Annotated in this window: 18 protein-coding genes and 1 tRNA gene; 12 read left to right on the top strand and 7 right to left on the bottom strand. The window is 64.2% G+C overall.

Features of this window, described 5'->3' with window-relative positions; all coding sequences use genetic code 11:
• Nucleotides 1-22: 22 nt before the first annotated feature.
• From L6639_RS14485 to L6639_RS14435, 11 genes are all read left to right on the top strand, one after another.
• A complete protein-coding gene (locus L6639_RS14485; RefSeq protein ID WP_377802680.1) occupies nt 23-901 on the top strand; it encodes a helix-turn-helix transcriptional regulator in 879 nt (292 codons plus the stop codon).
• Between the two features lie 53 nt (nt 902-954).
• Nucleotides 955-1,905 (top strand): helix-turn-helix transcriptional regulator, encoded by a 951-nt coding sequence (locus L6639_RS14480; RefSeq protein ID WP_237862353.1) that lies wholly within the window; start codon nt 955-957, stop codon nt 1,903-1,905.
• 101 nt (nt 1,906-2,006) lie between these two features.
• A complete protein-coding gene (locus tag L6639_RS14475) occupies nt 2,007-2,297 on the top strand; it encodes a hypothetical protein (protein ID WP_237862352.1) in 291 nt (96 codons plus the stop codon).
• 123 nt (nt 2,298-2,420) lie between these two features.
• The gene (locus L6639_RS14470; RefSeq protein ID WP_237862351.1) at nt 2,421-3,626 is read left to right on the top strand and encodes an NAD(P)/FAD-dependent oxidoreductase; all 1,206 of its coding nucleotides are present in this window, start codon (nt 2,421-2,423) and stop codon (nt 3,624-3,626) included.
• Nucleotides 3,627-3,701: 75 nt separating this feature from the next.
• The gene (locus L6639_RS14465; protein ID WP_237862350.1) at nt 3,702-4,499 is read left to right on the top strand and encodes an acetoacetate decarboxylase; all 798 of its coding nucleotides are present in this window, start codon (nt 3,702-3,704) and stop codon (nt 4,497-4,499) included.
• A gap of 34 nt (nt 4,500-4,533) precedes the next feature.
• The gene (locus tag L6639_RS14460; protein WP_237862349.1) at nt 4,534-5,709 is read left to right on the top strand and encodes a DUF3734 domain-containing protein; all 1,176 of its coding nucleotides are present in this window, start codon (nt 4,534-4,536) and stop codon (nt 5,707-5,709) included.
• 53 nt (nt 5,710-5,762) lie between these two features.
• Nucleotides 5,763-6,911, top strand: coding sequence for an HlyD family secretion protein (locus L6639_RS14455; protein WP_237862348.1), 1,149 nt, complete (start codon nt 5,763-5,765; stop codon nt 6,909-6,911).
• 41 nt (nt 6,912-6,952) lie between these two features.
• Complete coding sequence (locus L6639_RS14450; protein ID WP_237862347.1) at nt 6,953-8,557, top strand: MDR family MFS transporter; 1,605 nt, start codon at nt 6,953-6,955, stop codon at nt 8,555-8,557.
• Between the two features lie 44 nt (nt 8,558-8,601).
• The gene (locus L6639_RS14445; protein WP_237862346.1) at nt 8,602-9,384 is read left to right on the top strand and encodes a 3-hydroxybutyrate dehydrogenase; all 783 of its coding nucleotides are present in this window, start codon (nt 8,602-8,604) and stop codon (nt 9,382-9,384) included.
• 37 nt (nt 9,385-9,421) lie between these two features.
• Nucleotides 9,422-10,132, top strand: coding sequence for an SDR family NAD(P)-dependent oxidoreductase (locus tag L6639_RS14440; protein WP_237862345.1), 711 nt, complete (start codon nt 9,422-9,424; stop codon nt 10,130-10,132).
• A gap of 224 nt (nt 10,133-10,356) precedes the next feature.
• Nucleotides 10,357-10,806, top strand: a complete 450-nt coding sequence (locus L6639_RS14435) for a DUF1275 family protein (RefSeq protein ID WP_237862344.1) — start codon at nt 10,357-10,359, stop codon at nt 10,804-10,806.
• 280 nt (nt 10,807-11,086) lie between these two features.
• Here L6639_RS14435 and L6639_RS14430 read toward each other — a convergent pair.
• A tRNA-Ser gene (locus L6639_RS14430) sits at nt 11,087-11,176 on the bottom strand.
• A 233-nt stretch (nt 11,177-11,409) separates the two neighbouring features.
• On the opposite strand from L6639_RS14430, the gene L6639_RS14425 reads away from it, so the two are divergent.
• On the top strand, nt 11,410-11,826 hold the full coding sequence (locus tag L6639_RS14425) for a hypothetical protein (RefSeq protein WP_237862343.1): 417 nt from the start codon (nt 11,410-11,412) through the stop codon (nt 11,824-11,826).
• A 131-nt stretch (nt 11,827-11,957) separates the two neighbouring features.
• Here the strand turns inward: L6639_RS14425 and L6639_RS14420 are convergent, their stop codons facing one another.
• The 6 genes from L6639_RS14420 to L6639_RS14395 all read right to left on the bottom strand — a co-directional run bounded on the left by L6639_RS14420 (nt 11,958) and on the right by L6639_RS14395 (nt 18,281).
• On the bottom strand, nt 11,958-12,284 hold the full coding sequence (locus tag L6639_RS14420; RefSeq protein ID WP_128951785.1) for a hypothetical protein: 327 nt from the start codon (nt 12,282-12,284) through the stop codon (nt 11,958-11,960).
• A 235-nt stretch (nt 12,285-12,519) separates the two neighbouring features.
• Nucleotides 12,520-14,367, bottom strand: a complete 1,848-nt coding sequence (gene ilvD / locus L6639_RS14415) for a dihydroxy-acid dehydratase (RefSeq protein WP_237862342.1) — start codon at nt 14,365-14,367, stop codon at nt 12,520-12,522.
• 161 nt (nt 14,368-14,528) lie between these two features.
• Entirely contained in the window at nt 14,529-15,389 is an 861-nt protein-coding gene (locus tag L6639_RS14410) for an ABC transporter permease (protein WP_237862341.1), read from the bottom strand.
• Complete coding sequence (locus L6639_RS14405) at nt 15,386-16,315, bottom strand: ABC transporter permease (RefSeq protein WP_237862340.1); 930 nt, start codon at nt 16,313-16,315, stop codon at nt 15,386-15,388. Before L6639_RS14405 ends, L6639_RS14410 begins: the two co-directional genes overlap by 4 nt.
• Nucleotides 16,315-17,301 (bottom strand): ABC transporter ATP-binding protein, encoded by a 987-nt coding sequence (locus tag L6639_RS14400; RefSeq protein ID WP_237862339.1) that lies wholly within the window; start codon nt 17,299-17,301, stop codon nt 16,315-16,317. Before L6639_RS14400 ends, L6639_RS14405 begins: the two co-directional genes overlap by 1 nt.
• The gene (locus L6639_RS14395) at nt 17,298-18,281 is read right to left on the bottom strand and encodes an ABC transporter ATP-binding protein (protein WP_237862338.1); all 984 of its coding nucleotides are present in this window, start codon (nt 18,279-18,281) and stop codon (nt 17,298-17,300) included. The genes L6639_RS14400 and L6639_RS14395 overlap by 4 nt, the downstream gene beginning before the upstream one ends.
• Nucleotides 18,282-18,284: the final 3 nt, after the last annotated feature.

Below are 18,284 nucleotides of genomic sequence, written 5' to 3'. Positions count from 1 at the left end.
GGCCAGGACGCGCGAGGCGGACATGCCGACTGCCGAGCGGCTTGCTGCCGATGCGGAGATGGCTCGCGTTCTCCACACGACACCTCTGCACATGGCATTGGACTCTTCCGGTGCAGGGATCGCCCACTGGCAACATGAACCGCTGCACGACGTGGTCGAACCCATGAGCCACCACGTCGTCATGGCTTACAATGGCACGGTCCAGCGCATGGAGCGGCGGACCGGAAGCTCGGTTGCCAAAGGAACGTTCCGTCGCGGCGTCGTGATCATCATTCCGGAAGGATCGAGCTCCCGATGGGACATTCCGAAATCCGTCGATGTCGTTCAGCTCTATCTTCCTCATGCCTCGCTGAAGCGCGTCGCCGACGAAGCCGGGACCTCGTCGACCGATCTCCTCGAGCGAACGGCACACCCCGACCCCGTTACGTCCCGACTGCTGCTGAGTGCAGCCGGCGTGCTGAACGGCAATGGAGCCCTCGATACGCTGTTCAGGCTCCAACTGACAGACCTCCTGGCCACGCGCCTCCTGGCGGCACACACCGGCTCGCCAACGACATTCCAGCCGGTCGTGGGCGGGCTTTCGCCCAAAGTCTTGCTCCGTGCGATCGAACGCTTGCGCTCGGACAGCGAGGCGGACCTCTCCCTCGATGCGCTGGCTTCTGACGCCGGCCTGTCGCGCTTCCATTTCTGCCGTGCCTTCAAGGAGAGCGCCGGTCTTTCACCTCATGCCTGGCTGCGGCAATACCGGCTCGAGCAGGCCATGAATATACTGCGCGACACCGACGCAACCATCGCCTCGGTCGCAGCGGAGCTCGGCTATACCTCGCAAACGGCCTTCGCCGCGGCATTCCGGCGATCGACCGGCGAAACGCCAAGCGATTGGCGACAGCGCGTCCGTTAGCATCAATCGCTCCGCAGGTAACGAAGCCCGTTTCCGAATGCGAGGATAGCGCCATGAGCAACGAGATCTTGAACGATCCTCTGAGGGCTCTGCTGGTTGCGCCTGGCGGTCGCCAGCGCGAGTTGCCGGTCGGTGACCGGCGTCCCGCCGATCTGGAGATGTCGCGCGTCCTCAAGACCGCACCGCTCCAGATGGCTTCCGACCCCTCCAACGGCGCAATCGCGCACTGGAAGCATGGCGCCCTGCACGATGTGGTCGAACCCATGGCCGACCACGTCATCATGGCTTACCCCACCGGGGTCCAACGCCTCGAGCGGCGCATCGGCAGGTCGGTTGCGATTGGCACGGCGCGTTCCGGAGTGGTGACGATCATCCCGGCCGGGACAAGCGCGCGATGGGATATCCCCGGCTCTGTGGACGTCATCCAGCTCTATCTTCCGCCCGCAACCCTCGAACGCGTTTCGCGTGAAGCCAATGCACCCGCTCCCGGCGATCTTCTGGAAAGAACTGCATATCTCGATTCCCTCACTTTCGAACTGCTGATGAGTGCGGCCGACGTGTTGCAAGGCAATGCAGCTTTGGATGCTCTATTCAGACAGCAACTGACGGATCTGATAGCGACGCGTCTCCTGGCAGAGCACTCCGGCACGCCGACTGCGCAGGAGCCAATCGCGGGCGGGCTCTCTCCCCATGCGCTGCGACGTGCCATCGAGCGACTGCGCTCGGACAGCGATGCTGACGTGTCCCTCGCCGCGCTCGCGTCCGATGCCGGGCTGTCGCGCTTCCACTTTTGCCGGGCCTTCAGGGAAAGCACCGGACTGTCGCCTCATGCCTGGCTGCGCCAGAACCAGCTCGAGCGGGCCATGAACATGCTGCGCGACAGCGACGTGGCGATCGCTTCAGTAGCCGAACAGCTTGGCTACGCTTCGCAAACTGCGTTTGCGGCAGCGTTCAAGAAGCTGACCGGCGAAACTCCGAGCGAATGGCGACGACGCACGCGGTAATGACAATCGCTCTGCAGGTGCCGCAATCGCTCTGGCGCAATTGCAGCTCCGGACAGGTAGATGTTCAGGGTCCCCTACGCTCCCAAATACGGAGACAAACGATGGCCTCGAGAACCCTCATCAGCCTTCTTGCATTCGTACCGCGAAGGAGAATTGCCGCAACCACGATCCTGTACGGCCTTTCGCTGGCCGTCCGCTTCACCTCGGCAACCGGCGAACAGATGGAAATTCCGGCTCAGTCCATGCAGAGGGCCATTCCGGTGATGTCGATCATGACCACGGACGACGCTCGGCCCTACGCCGACTGGCTTCCGAACGCAGCTCAGCCGGTGATGTTTCGCAACCGCTGGCTCCCGCTGAAGTCCTCGATGTCGAGTTGCGCTTCCCGGTAAGACCACGCGATTTCGTTCCACCTCTTCGCGTCATCATCGATCGCAAAAGCCTTGCCGCCAACGAGAGGCGGCGGCGGCAACGCGCCTAAGTCCGAGCAACCACAAACCACAGGAGACCACCACATGCGACTCGTCATCATTGGTTCCGGCTTTGCCGGCATGTACGCCGCCCTTTCCGCAGCCCGTTTGCGCGACATCCAGGGCGTCTCGCCCGAGGCTCTCGAAATCGCGCTTGTTGCACCGGAGCCGACCCTGGTGGTCCGCCCCCGGCTCTACGAGCCGAAGCCTGAGACCCTGACGGCACCTCTGCTGGACGTCCTCAACGCGATCGACGTCGACTACGTGCAGGGCAGCGCCGAGACGATCGACAGCAAGACCCGCACCGTGCAGATCGTTGCGGCCAAGGGCGCACGAAAGACGCTTCCCTATGATCGGTTGATCGTCGCCACCGGCAGCCGGTTGTTCCGCCCGAATATTCCCGGCCTCGCCGAGCACGGCTTCAGCGTCGACCAGCTCGACGACGCGATCGCGCTCGACCGGCATCTGCACGCCCTGGCGCATCAGCCGCAATCCGCGGCGCGCGACACGGTCGTTGTGGCCGGCGGCGGTTTCACGGGAATCGAGGTGGCGACCGAGATGCCGTCACGACTCCGCGCGATCCTCGGCAAGGATGCCAAACCCCGTGTCATCATCGTCGAGCGGAACAGTGCGGTCGCTCCCGACATGGGCGCGAGCCCGCGCCCCGTCATCGAGGAGTCCCTCCGCAATCTCGGTGTCGAGACCCGGGTTGGTGTCGGCGTCGCGTCGCTGGATAAGTCCGGCGTCACGCTGTCGAGTGGCGAGCACATCGCGAGTGCGACCGTGATCTGGGCCGCCGGCATGCGCGCCGCGCCGTTGACCGCGCAGATTCCGGCCGAGCGGGACAATTTCGGCCGGCTGCTGGTCGACCGCGATCTGCGCGTGCTGTCGGTGCCTGGCGTGTTCGCCACAGGTGACGCCGCCAGGGCTGCGTGCGACGGAATTGGAAACTACGCCCTGATGTCGTGCCAGCATGCCCTGCGGATGGGTGCCTTTGCCGGCAATAACGCAGCCGCCGAGCTTCTGGGAATTCCGACCAAGCCATACCACCAGGAAGCCTACGCCACCTGTCTCGACCTCGGGGAGGCCGGCGCGATCTTCACGCTTGGGTGGGAGCGAACGCTGAAACTGGTCGGCGCGGAAGCAAAGAAGACCAAGCAGCAGATCAACACCGTCTGGATCTATCCGCCGCCGGCCGAACGCGCTGCGGCACTGGCGGCGGCCGATCCCGAGCACGTCGGCGAACTTTAGCCGTGTCAATCGATCGGGCCGCGAATCTCGCGCAGAGCGCGGCCCGTCGTCTTCCGTAAATCTGGAGCCAGACCGATGAAACACGAGACCGTGCGCACGACTGCGTTTGCAATGCCGCTGACCAATCCGGCCTTCCCACCCGGACCCTATCGCTTCGTCAACCGCGAATACTTCATCATCCAATACCGAACGGATCCCGAGGCGCTGCGCCGAATCGTGCCGGCTCCGCTCGAAATCACCGAGCCGGTGGTGAACTACGAATTCATCCGCATGCCCGATTCCACCGGCTTTGGCGACTACACCGAAAGTGGCCAGGTCATTCCGGTGTCCTATCAGGGCCAGACCGGCAGCTTCACGCATCAGATGTTTCTCAACGATCACCCTCCCATCGCGGGCGGACGCGAGCTGTGGGGTTTCCCCAAGAAGCTAGCGCAACCGAAGCTCGCGGTCGAGATCGACACGCTGGTCGGCACGCTGAACTACGGCTCGGTCCGCATCGCAACCGGCACGATGGGCTACAAGCATCGCGCGCTCGACGCCGCGATGGAAGCGAAGAAGCTCACCGCGCCGAACTTCCTGCTCAAGATCATTCCGCATGTCGACGGCACGCCGCGCATCTGCGAGCTGGTGCGCTACCACCTCGAGGACATCACCGTGAAGGGCGCATGGACCGGGCCGGCTGCGCTCGACTTGTATTCGCATGCGCTTGCTCCGGTCGCCGAGCTGCCGGTCCTCCAGGTGCTGTCGGCCAAGCATGTCGTCGCCGACCTGACGCTCGGGCTAGGCACCGTGGTCCACGACTATCTCGCGTCAAGCGCGACCACGCGCCGCCACGGCCACGCAGAGAGCCTGGCCGATGCGAGCACCGGCTGATCGAACGTCATCCATGCCATCGGGAGTCATCAAAATGCTGAACATGATGCGCGAGCAGAGCAACCCTGTGTCGCAGTCGAACAAATCACTGCCTTATGATGTCGTTGCTCTCGTGCTGCAAGGCGGCGGCGCACTCGGCGCCTATCAGGCCGGCGTCTATGAGGGCCTGCACGAGGCCGGCATCCGGCCGAACTGGCTGGCCGGCATTTCGATCGGCGCGCTCAACGCCGCCATCATCGCGGGCTCACCCGAGGCCGAGCGCGTCGCGCGGCTGCGCGAGTTCTGGGAAACCATCTGTGCTTTCTCGATCGAGTGGCCGGCCGGCGAAGGACTGGCCAATGCCCTGCCCTTTGCGTTCGACATTCGCTCGATCCGCAACGCGCTGGCTGCGACGCGGGCGTTGGTGCAGGGCCAGCCGGGATTCTTCAGGCCGCGCTTCCCCTCGCCGCTTTGGTCGCCGTTCTCCGGCGACGCAGCGACCAGCTTCTACGACACAGCGCCGCTGCAACAAACGCTGGAGCGGCTAGTCGACTTCGATCGACTGAATTCGGGCGAGGTCCGCGTCAGCGTCGGCGCGGTCAATGTCCGCACGGGCAATTTGACCTATTTCGACACCGCCGAGCGCCGGCTGGGACCGAAACATTTCATGGCGTCGGGCGCGCTGCCTCCGGGTTTCCCCTCCGTCGAAATCGAAGGCGAGCACTATTGGGACGGCGGCGTAGTCTCCAACACCCCCCTTTCCCGTGTGCTGTCCGGCGAGCCGTGCGACACGCTGACGTTCCAGATCGACCTCTGGTCGGCCAAGGGACGCGTTCCCTACGACATGATGGAGGTGTCGAGTCGGCAGAAGGACATCCAGTATTCCAGCCGTACCCGCAACGTCACCGATCAGGCGCTGCGGATGCAGACGATGCGTCAGGCGCTGCAGCGGACGATCGAGAAGTTGCCGGAATCCGCAATGCGTGATCCCGAGATGTGCGCCATCGCCGAGATGGCACGCCAGCGCGCCTACAACATCGTTCATCTGATCTATCAGACCAAGAGCCACGAGGGCCATTCGCGAGACTACGAATTCGGCCTGAGCGCGATGCGCGCCCACTGGCAGAGCGGCCTCGACGACATCCGCCGCACCCTCGCCGACCCGAATCGCCTGGACCCGCCCGACCCGGAGCTCGGCATCGTCACCCATGACGTCCATCGCCGCGACTAGGCTGCTCCAGCTCGTCGCCCAACTGCCCTTGATCAGGTCATTCGGAGAATGCCATGTCGAACGCCTATTACGTTGCAGATCCCACGGCGAAGTTGAAGCTGCGTCCGTCGCGACAGGCGATCAGGCGAGCGGCGATCGCCTTCCCTGCGGCGCTCGGCGTCGCTGCCGCAGCCCATTTCGGCCATTACTATTTCACGACCGGCCGCTATCTGGAAACGACTGACGACGCCTACGTCAAAGCAGATTCCACGATCATCGCGCCGAAAGTATCGGGCTACATCGCGGAAGTGCTGGTCACGGACAATGAGTCGGTGACGGCCGGCCAGCTGCTGGCAAGGATCGACGACCGCGACTTCAGGACAGCCCTCAGCCAGGCCAAGGCCGACGTCGCTGCCGCGGAATCCGCGGTGAAGAATCTCGACGCGCAAATCGCGCTGCAGCAGCCGTTGATTCAACAGCAGGCCGCTGCGGTGGAGGCCACCGAGGCGAACCTGAAGTTCGCCAAGGAAGAGAGAGCCCGCTACGACGATCTCATGATGTCGGGCTCCGGCACCATCCAGCGCGCCCAGCAGACCGACGCGGCGCTGCGGGCGCAGACCGCGCAGCTGCAGCAAGGTAAAGCTGGATTGATCGCCGCCAACCAGAAGGTCGAGGTGCTTGCGACCCAGCGCGCGCAGGCCGTCGCACAGCGTGATCGCGCCCGTGCGGTCGAGCAGCAGGCAGCGCTGAACCTGTCCTATACCCGGATCACAGCCCCGGTCGATGGAACGATCGGTGCCCGCTCGCTCCGGGTCGGCCAATATGTCCAGGCCGGCACGCAATTGATGGCCGTGGTGCCGCTCGATGCGGTTTATGTGGTCGCCAATTTCAAGGAAACACAGCTCACCCACGTGCGTAGCGGCCAGCCCGTCGAGCTATACGTCGATAGTTTCGAATCGACCGTGCTGAAGGGTCATGTCGACAGCCTGTCCCCCGCGAGTGGCCTGGAATTCGCGCTGTTGCCGCCGGATAACGCAACCGGCAATTTCACCAAGATCGTCCAGCGCGTGCCGGTGAAGATCGTACTCGACGGCCATGGCCTGAAAGGCCTGTTGCGTCCGGGCATGTCGGCCGTGCCGACGATCGACACGAAGTCGACGGTGGTCGCCGAGCGCGCAGCCGGGAAGCAGCTCGCCTCGCGCGACGGCAAGCCCCGCAGCTGAGCAACCGCGCGCCGCTCAGTCGCACGTGACGAGGAACAACCATGACCACGTTGAACACCACCCTCGACGACGTTCCGGCCAGCGAGCCAGAAGCTGCAACGCCTGCCGTCTCCGCCAAGACCTGGCTTGCCGTGATCGGCGCCACGCTCGGCGCCTTCATGGCGGTTCTCAATATCCAGATCGTCAATGCCTCGCTGGCCGATATCCAGGGCGGGATCGGTGCGGGCATCGATGATGGCGGCTGGATCTCGACCTCCTATCTGATTGCCGAGATCGTGGTGATTCCACTCTCCGGCTGGCTCGCCCAGGTGTTCTCGATCCGCATCTACCTGCTGACCAACGCCCTCCTGTTCCTGGTGTTCTCGGCGGCCTGCGCCTTGGCCCAGGACCTGCCGCAGATGATCGTGCTGCGCGCCGTGCAAGGGTTCACGGGCGGCGTCCTGATCCCGATGGCGTTCACGCTGATCATCACCTTGCTTCCCAAGGCGAAGCAACCGATCGGGCTCGCGATGTTCGCGATCTCAGCCACGTTCGCGCCCGCGATTGGTCCGACCATCGGCGGCTATCTCACCGAGAATCTTGGCTGGCAATACATCTTCTACGTCAACACCGTGCCGGGCGCGATCATGATCGCGATGCTCTATGTCTCGCTCGAACCCGGCCCGATGAAGCTGTCGCTGCTGCGCGAAGGCGACTGGCTCGGCATCATCACGATGGCGATCGGCCTGTCGGCGCTGCAGACCGTGCTGGAGGAAGGCAACAAGGATGACTGGTTCGGCTCGCCGTTCATCGTTCATTTCGCAATTGTCGCCGCTATCGCTCTGCCGCTGTTCGTCGTGATCGAATTGCTGACGAAGAAGCCGTTGCTCAATCTCCGCATCCTGTTCCGTCGCAATTTCGGCTTCGGCGTGCTCGCGAACTTTCTGCTCGGCGTCGCGCTGTATGGCTCCGTCTACGTCCTGCCGGTCTATCTGTCCCGCATCCAGGGATACAATTCCGAGCAGATCGGCATGGTGCTGGCGTGGACCGGATTTCCCCAGCTCCTGTTGATTCCGCTGGTGCCGCAGCTGCTGAAGCGCCTTGATCCGCGCATCGTGATCGGCGTCGGCTTTGCACTGTTCGCGGGGTCCAACTTCATGAACATCTTCATGACCAACGATTATGCGGCGGACCAGCTGCTATGGCCGAACGTCATCCGCGCCTTTGGTCAGGCCCTGGTCTTCGCCCCGCTCTCGGCCGTCGCGACGTCGGGCGTCGAGGCGGAGAACGCCGGATCGGCATCGGCCTTGTTCAACATGATGCGCAATCTCGGCGGCGCCATCGGCATTGCCGCGCTTCAGACGCTTCTGACCAAGCGCGAGCAGTATCATTCCAACATCCTGACGCAATCCGTCTCGATGTTCGAGAACGCGACCCGCACGCGGCTCGAGCAGCTCACGCAATATTTCATCAATCACGGCGTGATCGACCGCGTCGATGCGGCTCATCGGGCCTATGTCGCGATCGGCAAGATCATCCAGAAGCAGGCATTCATCCTGGGCTTCAGCGACACCTTCTATCTGCTCGGCGCCTCGCAGATCGTCGCCCTCGCAGCAGCGCTCATGCTCACGAAACCCGGCCATATCGAAGCCGGCGGCGGCCACTGACCGACCAAGACGACAACCACCTCCAAGCACTGAAAGGACGTCAAATGTTGAAAAGCAAAGTCGCAATCGTTACCGGATCGACCAGCGGAATCGGGCTCGGTATCGCCCGGCAGCTCGCCAGGCTTCGCGCCAACATTGTGTTGAACGGCTTCGGCGACGCAAGTGAGATCGAGGCGATCCGCGGCGGGATCGAGCGCGAGCACGGGGTGCGCGTCGTCTACGACGGCGCCGATATGTCGAAGGGCGACGCCGTACGCCGGTTGATCGCCACGACGGTCGAGACATTCGGGCGCCTCGATATCCTCGTGAACAATGCCGGCATCCAGTTCACCGCACCCGTAGAAGAGTTTCCGCCCGCCAACTGGCACGCGATCCTGGACATCAATCTGTCGGCCGCATTCCACGGCATCGCGGCGGCGGTCCCCGAGATGAAGAAGCAGGGCTGGGGGCGAATCGTCAACATCGCCTCCGCGCACGGCCTGGTCGGATCGACCCACAAGGCAGCCTACGTGGCGGCCAAGCACGGCTTGATCGGCCTGACCAAGGTGGTTGGCCTGGAGACGGCCGGCACCGGCGTGACCTGCAACGCAGTCTGTCCTGGGTGGGTACGGACGCCCTTGGTCGAAAAGCAGATCAGCGACATCGCTGCGCAGAAGAACATCAGCCAGATGGATGCCGCAAAGGCACTGCTGGGCGAGAAACAGCCGTCCTCGGAGTTCGTCTCCCCGGAGCAGCTTGGAGGCACAGTGGCCTTCCTATGTTCCGCTGCGGCAGACCAGATTACGGGCACCGCGATTTCGGTCGATGGCGGCTGGACCGCGCAATAGCTGAAGCAGCAGTCGAAGAACAGGAACGGAAGCCATCATGGACACAGAACGCAAAGTTGCAATCATCACCGGCGCCTCGCGGGGTATCGGAGAGGCGTTGGTCAAGGCATATCGCGACAGAAACTACCGTGTGGTTGCGAACGCCCGCTCGATCAAGCCGTCGCCGGATCCGGATATTCTCGCAGTATCCGGCGACATCGGCGACCCGACGACGGCAGAGCAGATTGTTTTGCAGGCACTCGATCGGTTCGGTCGCATCGACACGCTTGTGAACAATGCCGGTATCTTCATCGGAAAGCCGTTCATTGAGTATACCGACGACGACTATTCCAGGATGCTATCGATCAACCTCAGCGGCTTCTTCCACGTGACGCGGCGTGCTGCCGCGCAAATGCTAAGGCGCGGGTCCGGGCATATCGTGCAGATCACGAGCAGCCTCGACGAGAACGTCAGTAGCAGCGCGCCGTCGGCACTAGCGGCCCTGACGAAGGGTGGTTTGAATGCGGCGACGAAGTCGCTTGCAATCGAGTACGCAAGCAAGGGAATCCGCGTCAACGCTGTGGCCCCCGGGGCAACCAAGACGTCGATGCACAGGCCCGAGATGTATGATGTCCTCGCGAAGCAGCATCCAATTGGGCGCATGGGCGAGGTCCACGAAATCGTCGAAGCCGTCCTCTATCTTGAAACTGCCGGCTTCGTCACGGGCGAAATCCTGCATGTCGATGGCGGACAAAGCGCTGGCTTCTAGGACGGAGCCGTACGACCCCGGTCACCAGACCTGAGGTCGATGGAGCCGCTGAAGCTCAACTGGAACTGCTGGTCTATGTTCGCTCAAGACAGCCCCATATTAGAACGGCCCGTGGATTTAGCGAATGATGCAGCGAAGCTGTCGCGCCTGGAGGCGCGGCTGCCGCCGTTGCTCAGCGTCATCGCCGGAATGGTCGACTTCACCTGGCCCTGGCGGTCATCTGGATGGTCGCCAAAGCTTCCGGCCGTCGCGGCTCGAACCTGGCGCAGCTGTTGCTTCGCGTTCAATTCCTCATGCTAGCTACGCTGTTGATCTTCAGCGTCATCGCCAAGCCATCTGCCGATCCGGTTGGATTGCGGGCCGGTGCGGCTGCGCTGTTGGCCGTGTCGGCCATGGCCTGCCAATACGCGCTCCTCCGTCTCGCAGTGCCCGGCGCAATCTCGACAGCGGTGATGACCGGCAATCTGGCCAACGCCGTTTTGTCGACTATGGACCTGCTTGCCGTGCACAACCCTCTGCTGCCGCAAGATTCAACGCCGCTCAGTCACTCGCTTCATCGCCTACTCGGTTTCCTCCTGGGGTGCGTCGTTGCCGCAGTAGCGGTTTCGGCGGCAGGTGACTGGGCTTGGTCGCTTCCAGCAGCAGTAGCCGCAGTTGCAACCGCGGTGCGTTAGCGATTGTCAACGCTGGCACGCCGCGGGCCGTTGCTTCGGGAGTTCACTACGCGCCAACGTGAACAGATCTTATGCGTCCGCCGGCTACTCAAGATTTATGGGGTCACGTCCGAGCTAGCGCGCCGGATGCCGGGTGGCCCCTCAAAATTCCAAGTGGCAGCGAATCTATTTGTAGCTTGCAACCGTAGCCACTCACTCCAAGCGTGGCGCGCAGGGGAAATTCTTCTGATATTGCAATATCTTGGCTACGAGGGGCGGTGAACAGTGGAGAACAATATACTGGCGGAAGGGGTGGGATTCGAACCCACGGTACCCTTGCGGGCACGCCGGTTTTCAAGACCGGTGCCTTAAACCACTCGGCCACCCTTCCAAACCTGGCTGTCGCTTATCGCAGGCCGTTCGGGAAGGCAACGCGAAGTTTGGCCTTGGCGGCGCGATCGAGATTCGGGCGCCATCAGGAGCCCTGTTTCGGAAGGAGGGTGTCATCGCGACCGATCCGTAGTTGCTTCGCCGCCAAAAGGAACCGCCTCTCCGTTGACCGGGATCAATGGGCTTCCGTCGGTCGTCGCTAGCGTGGCCCTACGCCTTCGAGGGAGGATCAATATGAGGCTGAAGCGAATTCTTTGGGCCCTGGTGCTTTTGGTTGGATTTGCGACGCCCGCGCTGGCGCAGCCGTTTCCACGTCCCGTCCTGCAGTTTGCCGGGCAAGTGATTTTCGGACCCACGCTTATCGTCGGGCTGAGGGTGGTCAACTGGAGCGATTACTCGCCCGCGCTCTTTGCAGCTTCGCCAAAGCTGCCACCATGCGGGCTCAATACCTCTGCATCTCGCACCTGGGTCGAGATCTACAACGCCAGAGGCCAGAGGCTCTATGGATTCTGCGGCTTCACAGATCCGTCCCTTCTCTCAGAGTTCTGGTTCTCGATTCCGGAAGCGAGTCGGCCAAGGGCGGTTTACATCGCTCTCATCGACCGGCTGCGGCGCCGAATAGTCGTGTCGAACAAGGTGGCCATTCCATGAACGGAATCTGGTAGAGACCGGATAAGCGGGCCGTCGTCTTTCAAAGCGATCCATTTCTCCTTGGCAACGGACAAAAAAAGCGCGGCGCCCCATGAGAGCCCCGCGCCAAATCCGTCCGTTACGATGTCGGCTCAGTAGCCGCAATGGCCGCAAGCCGGCTGCACCGGAGCATAATAGGAATAACCCGGCGAGACCATCTCGACGCGCTGGCGTGTGGCGTATTGCGGCGGGATGCGCTCGTACTGCACACCCGGCGGCGCCACCATCACGGTCTGCGGAACCATCACGGTGCGGTACTGCGCGGGCGTGCGGTGCGCCACGGTCGCCCCCGGCGATACCATCACGGTCTCATCGACGGTGCGGTATTGCGGCGCGACGTATTGCTGCTGATAGCAGGTCGTGCACGGCTGCGGCGGCGCGTAGCAATTATAGCAGCCGGCAGAAGCCGCTGATGTCATCGAAAACGCGGCGACGACTGTAGAGAAGACAACAGCAAGACTACGAGACATTATGTGGCGCCCCAATTGCCCGAAATGGATTTGCGAAGGTGGCCGCATTATACGCCGCAAAACTCATCTCTGCCGAAGTTCGTCGGGGCATCCTTAATGCGAACGGCCGGCTATCGCCGGCCGTTCAGAACTTGTTGACCATGCGTGAGCGCAAGAGTTGCGATCACACCCACGGAAGATGCGTCTATTTGCGGCGCTTCACTTCGCGCACGGCGCCGCGCGCAGCGCTGGTGGTGAGCGCAGCGTAGGCCTGCAGCGCAGTCGAGACGTTGCGCTTGCGCGCAGCCGGCTGCCAGGCGGCATCGCCCTTCGCCTCTTCGGCCGCGCGACGGCTCGCGAGCTCCTCGTCGGAGATCTCGAGGTTGATGCTGCGGTTCGGGATGTCGATGGCGATGACATCGCCGGTGCGCACGAGACCGATGTTGCCGCCTTCGGCCGCTTCCGGCGAAAGATGACCGATCGACAGACCCGACGAACCGCCGGAGAAACGTCCGTCGGTGACGAGCGCGCAAGCCTTTCCGAGGCCCATCGATTTCAGATAGCTGGTCGGATACAGCATCTCCTGCATGCCGGGGCCGCCGCGCGGGCCTTCGTAGATGATCACGACGATCTCGCCGGCGACGACCTTGCCGCCCAGAATGCCTTCGACGGCCGCGTCCTGGCTCTCGAACACGCGCGCGGGGCCGGAGAATTTCAGGATCGAAGAATCGACGCCCGCGGTCTTCACGATGCAGCCGTCCTGCGCGAGGTTGCCGTAGAGCACGGCGAGACCGCCATCCTTGCTGAAGGCGTGCTCGATGCTGCGCACGACACCCTTCTCGCGGTCGGCATCGAGCTCGTCGTAGCGGCGGTCCTGGCTGAAGGCGACCTGGGTGGGGATGCCGCCGGGCGAGGCGCGATAGAAGGTCCGCACCGCTTCGCTCTTGGAGCGCTTGATATCCCAGCGCTCGAGCGCCTCGTTCATGGTCGGCGCGTGCACGGTCGTAACAGAGGTGTCGATCAGGCCGGCGCGGTCGAGCTCGCCCAAAATGCCCAAAATGCCGCCGGCGCGATGCACGTCCTCGACATGCACGTCGGCGACCGAGGGCGCAACCTTGCAGAGCACGGGCACGCGGCGCGACAGGCGGTCGATGTCCTGCATGGTGAATTTGACCTCGCCCTCGTGGGCGGCGGCCAGAAGATGCAGCACGGTGTTGGTCGAGCCGCCCATGGCGATGTCGAGCGTCATGGCGTTCTCGAATGCCTTGAAGTTGGCGATGTTGCGCGGGAGCACGGATGCATCGTCCTGCTCGTAGTAGCGGCGGACGAGATCGACGATGGTGTGGCCGGCCTCGACGAACAGGCGCTTGCGGTCGGCATGGGTCGCGACGACCGTGCCATTGCCGGGCAGCGCCAGGCCGAGCGCCTCGGTGAGGCAGTTCATCGAGTTGGCGGTGAACATGCCCGAGCAGGAGCCGCAGGTCGGGCACGCCGAGCGCTCGATCACCTTGACGTCCTCGTCGCTGACCTTGGAGTCGGCAGCAGCCACCATGGCGTCGATGAGGTCGACGGCCTTGGTCTTGCCCTGCAGCTTGACCTTGCCGGCTTCCATCGGCCCGCCCGAGACGAACACGGCGGGGATGTTGAGCCGCAGCGCGGCCATCAGCATGCCGGGCGTGATCTTGTCGCAATTGGAGATGCAGACGAGGCCGTCGGCGCAATGGGCGTTGGCCATGTACTCGACGCTGTCGGCGATCAGCTCGCGCGACGGCAGGCTGTAGAGCATGCCGTCATGGCCCATGGCGATGCCGTCGTCGACCGCGATGGTGTTGAATTCCTTGGCAACGCCGCCGGCCTGCTCAATCTCACGGGCGACCAGCTGGCCGAGGTCCTTGAGGTGGACGTGGCCGGGCACGAACTGGGTGAAGGAGTTGACGACCGCGATGATCGGCTTGCCGAAATCGCCGTCCTTCATGCCCGTCGCGCGCCAAAGGCCGCGGGCGCCCGCCATGTTGCGGCCGTGGGTGGTGGTGCGGGAGCGATAGGCTGGCATGGCGGTTTCCGTCCTCGGGGTTGACCGGCCGGGCGGAAAATTTGGAGCCGCCTCAGGCCTTTCCGGCCGGATAGCGCACGGGGTGGTCAGGCGCAACGGGAACTTGCCCCTGACACCCCCGGATTGGCCCGGTGCAGGCCTCCCCTGCTCCCGGCGCGCGCCTATTGCAGGGTCGGATCGAGCTTGTCGCGCAGCCAATCGCCGATCACGGAGACGGACAGCGTCGTGACCACGATCGTCGTGGCCGGCGCCAGCATAATCCAGGGCGCCCGGGTCAAATACTCGCGGCCGTAGCCGACCATGTTGCCGAGGCTGGTCATCGGCGGCTGCACGCCCAGGCCGAGGAAGGACAGGCCCGACTCCATCAAGATCACCTCTGGGAAAACAAGCGTCGTCGAGACGATCAGGGTCGAGGCGATGTTCGGCAGGATGTGCCTGAGATAGATCCGCGAAGGCCGCGCCCCCAATTGTCGGACGGCAGCGGCGTACCCTTGCGCATTGGCGGAGATGGCAAGGCCCCGCGCAATGCGGGCGTAGCGCTCCCAGCCGAACAGGCCCATCAGGCCGATCAGGAGCGGCAGGGAGTTGCCAAAGAAGGCGAGCACGGCGAGTGCCATGATCAGGAACGGCATGCTGGCCTGGAAATCGGACAGCATCAGCACGAGCTGCTCGACCGCACCGCGGAAATGCGCGGCGAGGAAGCCGAGCGTGGTACCTGCAACGGCCGAGATCGCGGTCGCGCCGAATGCGATCAGCAGCGAGATGCGGATCGAGACGAGCAGGCGCGACAGCACGTCGCGGCCGAGCTCGTCGGTGCCGAGCCAATGCGCGACATGGCCGGGCGCAGAGAGGCGATTGTGCAGGTCGAACTGGGTATAGCCATAGGGCGTGAACTTCTCGGCGAAGGCCGCGATGACGAGCATCGCGACGATCCAGGTGATTGCGAGCGTAACCGAGATCGGGATCGCCGGCAGGCTGATGCGCCTGCTGACAGCGGTGTCCTTCAGCGTTGCCTCGGTCATGCATGCGCTCCTTTGGCGCGCAAGCGCGGATCGAGGAAGCCGTAAAGGAAGTCGACGACGAGGTTCGACGTCACCATGGTCAGTGCAACCAGCAGCAAGATGCACTGCACGACCGCGAGATCGCGGTTGGCGACGGCGACGACAAGCAGCCGCCCTACCCCCGGCCAGGCAAACACGCTCTCGACCACGACCGCACCCGCAATCAGCGAGCCGATCATGAAGCCAAGAATGGTCACGGTCGGGATCGCCGCGTTTGGCAGCGCATGCGAGGTCACGACCTTGCGCCACGGCACGCCCTTGGCCGACGCCGTGCGGATATAGGGCTGGCCGAGCACTTCCAGCATCGCGCTGCGGGTGAAACGTGCGAGCACCGCGGCCCCGCCAAGGCTGAGTGTCGCGATCGGGAGGATAGCGTGACGCCAGCTGTCCTGTCCGCCTGACGGCAGCCAGCCGAGTTGCACGGCGAAGATCAGCACCAGCAGCAGCGCAAGGACAAAACTCGGCACGGTGAAGCCGGCAACCGCCGTCATCATCACGGCGCGATCGATGGCCGAACCGCGATGCAGCGCGGCATAGATTCCGGCAGGAATGCCAAGCGCGACCTTGAACACAAAGGCCGGCAGCGTCAGCGCCAGCGTCGCCGGAATTCGCTCCAGCACGAGCTCCATCGCGGGCCTTCCGTCGCGCATGGAGCGGCCGAGTTCGCCCTTGGCGATGGCGCCGAAGTAATCGAGGTACTGAAACCAGATGGGGTCATCGAGGCCCCAGGCCTTGCGGAACGCGGCGAGGACTTCCGGCGGCGCCTCCGGGCCCAGGATCATCAGCGCGGGATCGCCCGAGAGACGCAGCACGACGAAGGCGAAGGTGACGACGAGCACGATCGTAAGCGCCGCGCGTCCGATTCGAATGGCGAAATAGCGTCCCATCACGCGGCATCCCGCGTTTGGGCGCCCGTGACGAGATGGCAGGCCACCTGCCTGTCGCCGCCGACCGCGGAAAGTGCCGGCACCTCGCTCGCGCAGCGCGCGATGGCGCGCGGGCAGCGCGGATGGAATGCGCAGCCGTTCGGACGCGCGGCCGGGTTCGGCGGATCGCCTGAGAGCATGATGCGACCCGCGCTGCGGCGACCGGGCGCGGGTGACGCTGAGACCAGCGCTTGCGTGTACGGGTGTTCTGGGCGCGCAAAGAGATCGTCGGCGCTGCCGATCTCGACGATGCGGCCGAGATACATCACGGCGACGACATTGCTGATCTGCCTGACGACGCGCAGATCGTGGCTGATGAACAGCAGCGTCAGCCCAAGCTGCGCCTGGAGATCGCAGAGCAGGTTCACGACCTGCGCCTGGATCGAGACGTCGAGCGCACTGACCGGTTCGTCACAGACGAGGAAATCCGGCTTCGTTGCCAGCGCCCGCGCCAGCACGACGCGCTGGCGCTGGCCGCCGGAGAGCGCTCCGGGATAACGCGCGCCATGGGCAGGCGTCAGCTCGACCGCCCGGAACAATTCACGGACCCGCTCTTCGCGCTCGTCCGGTGTGCCGATGCCGTGAATATCCAGGGGCTCGCGAATTTGGGTCGCGACCGGCAGGCGTCGGTCCAGCGCGCCCAGCGGATCCTGAAAAATCATCTGCATGCGGGCGCGTTGCGCGCGCCACGCTGGCGTTCCGAGCGCCGCCATCGGCTTGCCCTCGAACCTCACTTCGCCGCGATCGGGCGGCTCAAGGCCCAGCACGATGCGTCCCGTCGTGGACTTGCCCGAGCCGGACTCGCCGACGAGGCCGAGTGTTTCGCCCTTGGGAATCGTCAGCGATACGCCGTCAACGGCATGCACAGCCGTCGCGCGGCCGAACATCACGGAACGCATCGCATAGCTGCGTAAGATCGAGGACACCTCGACGAGCGGCGGGTTCATTCGGCGGCGATCCCGAGCAGCGCGCGGCGCGAGGCCTCGGCGCGGATGCAGGCCACTGTGCGATCGTCGGCGATGGGCACAAGGGTCGGCGCGGCAAGGCCGCACGGTTCGGCTGCCAGCGCACAGCGTGGCGCGAAGGCACATCCGCCGGGCATGTGCGCCGGATCGGGCACCGCGCCGGGAATGGCGGTTAGGCGACGGCGCGGCCCGTCGAGCGGCGGCAGCGCCCCGATCAGGCCCTGCGCATAGGGATGGACGGGGTCGGCGAAGAGCTGGTTGGCGGGCGCCTGCTCGACGATGCGGCCGGCATACATCACGGCAACGCGGTCGCAGTTTTCGGCGACGACGCCGAGATCGTGGCTGATCAAAACCATCGCCATGTTCATCTCCCGGCGGATGGTGGAGAGCAGTTCGAGGATCTGCGCCTGGATGGTGGCATCGAGCGCGGTGGTCGGCTCGTCCGCGATCAGCAGGTCAGGATTTCCGGCAAGCGCCATCGCGATCATGATGCGCTGGACCTGGCCGCCGGAGAATTCGTGCGGATAGGCGGAGAGCCGCCGCGCCGCGTCGGGAATGCCGACGAGGTTGAGCAGCCGCAGCGCTTCCGCCTTCACGGCCTCGCCGGAGAGATCGCGATGCAGCGCCAAGGCTTCGCAAAGTTGCTTGCGAATGGTCAGCACCGGATTGAGTGCGCTCGCCGGATCCTGGAAGATCATGGCGATCCTCCCGCCCCTGACCTTGTCGAGCTCGGAGGCCGGCGCGTCAAGCAGCTCGCGTCCGTCGAGCCGGACGGAGCCCGAGACATCAGCATGTCGCGGCAGGAGCCCAAGCGCGGCAAGCCACGTGACTGATTTGCCCGAGCCGGACTCGCCGACGAGGCCGAGAGCTTCGCCCTTGCCAAGCGCGAGATCGACGCCCCGCAGGACCGGCACGCCGCCAAAGGCAACGCTCAAGCCCTGGATGCTGATGAGCGGCGTCACCGC

The organism is Bradyrhizobium zhengyangense (assembly GCF_022012555.1).
Taxonomy (GTDB): domain Bacteria; phylum Pseudomonadota; class Alphaproteobacteria; order Rhizobiales; family Xanthobacteraceae; genus Bradyrhizobium; species Bradyrhizobium zhengyangense.
Note: the sequence above shows the minus strand (reverse complement) of the source record. Positions and strands in the feature narration are given on the sequence as shown.

Excerpts from the sequence above, each read along its gene's own strand:
- L6639_RS14485 (WP_377802680.1), top strand. The coding sequence starts at position 23 with ATGCCGACTGCCGAGCGGCTTGCTGCCGATGCGGAGATGGCTCGCGTT.
- L6639_RS14480 (WP_237862353.1), top strand. The coding sequence starts at position 955 with ATGAGCAACGAGATCTTGAACGATCCTCTGAGGGCTCTGCTGGTTGCG.
- L6639_RS14475 (WP_237862352.1), top strand. The coding sequence starts at position 2,007 with ATGGCCTCGAGAACCCTCATCAGCCTTCTTGCATTCGTACCGCGAAGG.
- L6639_RS14470 (WP_237862351.1), top strand. The coding sequence starts at position 2,421 with ATGCGACTCGTCATCATTGGTTCCGGCTTTGCCGGCATGTACGCCGCC.
- L6639_RS14465 (WP_237862350.1), top strand. The coding sequence starts at position 3,702 with ATGAAACACGAGACCGTGCGCACGACTGCGTTTGCAATGCCGCTGACC.
- L6639_RS14460 (WP_237862349.1), top strand. The coding sequence starts at position 4,534 with ATGCTGAACATGATGCGCGAGCAGAGCAACCCTGTGTCGCAGTCGAAC.
- L6639_RS14455 (WP_237862348.1), top strand. The coding sequence starts at position 5,763 with ATGTCGAACGCCTATTACGTTGCAGATCCCACGGCGAAGTTGAAGCTG.
- L6639_RS14450 (WP_237862347.1), top strand. The coding sequence starts at position 6,953 with ATGACCACGTTGAACACCACCCTCGACGACGTTCCGGCCAGCGAGCCA.
- L6639_RS14445 (WP_237862346.1), top strand. The coding sequence starts at position 8,602 with ATGTTGAAAAGCAAAGTCGCAATCGTTACCGGATCGACCAGCGGAATC.
- L6639_RS14440 (WP_237862345.1), top strand. The coding sequence starts at position 9,422 with ATGGACACAGAACGCAAAGTTGCAATCATCACCGGCGCCTCGCGGGGT.
- L6639_RS14435 (WP_237862344.1), top strand. The coding sequence starts at position 10,357 with ATGGTCGCCAAAGCTTCCGGCCGTCGCGGCTCGAACCTGGCGCAGCTG.
- L6639_RS14425 (WP_237862343.1), top strand. The coding sequence starts at position 11,410 with ATGAGGCTGAAGCGAATTCTTTGGGCCCTGGTGCTTTTGGTTGGATTT.
- L6639_RS14420 (WP_128951785.1), bottom strand. The coding sequence starts at position 12,284 with ATGACATCAGCGGCTTCTGCCGGCTGCTATAATTGCTACGCGCCGCCG.
- ilvD (WP_237862342.1), bottom strand. The coding sequence starts at position 14,367 with ATGCCAGCCTATCGCTCCCGCACCACCACCCACGGCCGCAACATGGCG.
- L6639_RS14410 (WP_237862341.1), bottom strand. The coding sequence starts at position 15,389 with ATGACCGAGGCAACGCTGAAGGACACCGCTGTCAGCAGGCGCATCAGC.
- L6639_RS14405 (WP_237862340.1), bottom strand. The coding sequence starts at position 16,315 with ATGGGACGCTATTTCGCCATTCGAATCGGACGCGCGGCGCTTACGATC.
- L6639_RS14400 (WP_237862339.1), bottom strand. The coding sequence starts at position 17,301 with ATGAACCCGCCGCTCGTCGAGGTGTCCTCGATCTTACGCAGCTATGCG.